The organism is Rhizobium sp. BR 314, assembly GCF_047445805.1.
GTDB classification, from domain to species: domain Bacteria; phylum Pseudomonadota; class Alphaproteobacteria; order Rhizobiales; family Rhizobiaceae; genus Rhizobium; species Rhizobium lusitanum_B.
The window spans coordinates 1-641 of the sequence record NZ_JARWLA010000117.1 but is presented as its reverse complement, the minus strand read 5'-3'; the positions used below and the strand labels follow the sequence as shown (position 1 = coordinate 641).

The 641-nt window shown below is 64.7% G+C and carries 1 pseudogene; it reads left to right on the top strand.

Going from position 1 to position 641, the window contains the following annotated elements:
- Positions 1–641 (top strand): annotated as a pseudogene (locus tag QD461_RS36690) (hemagglutinin); the annotation flags it as partial.

Here is a 641-nt window from a genome sequence, read left to right as displayed (position 1 = left end):
CTCGGTGACGAATGCCGGTACGATCACGATTAACCGCGGCGGCTATATGGCGCTGATCGGCGGCACGGTCGCCAATTCTGGTGTCATCACCGTGCCGATGGGCAAGGTGGCCTTGGGATCCGGCGAGCAGGCAACGCTCGATCTGTCCGGMGACGGCTTCCTGCAGGTGGCGGTGCCGACCAAGGCTAAAGGCGATGGGGCACTGGTCGACAATAGCGGCAGGATCTCGGCCAGAGGCGGGACGGTGCAACTGTCTGCGGCAGCGGCGAGAGACATGGCGCGGCAGGCGGTCAACATGTCGGGGACGATCGAGGCGAGGGGTGTCTCGGGCAGAAGCGGCGATATTGTGCTGTCGGGTGGCGATGGCGAAGTTGCCGTCACCGGCAAGGTCGATGCCAGCAGCAGGCGCGGCACCGGCGGCAAGGTTGAGGTGACGGGCCGCAAGATCACGCTGGCGAATGCGAAGATCAATGCCTCTGGCAAGACCGGCGGCGGCACCGTCAATATCGGCGGCAATCGCCAGGGCAAGGGGCCGCTGCAGCATGCCGAGACGCTGACGGTCGATGCCAATACGGTCATCAATGCCGATGCGGTCACGACGGGCAATGGCGGCAATGTCGTTCTGTGGTCCGACGATCTGA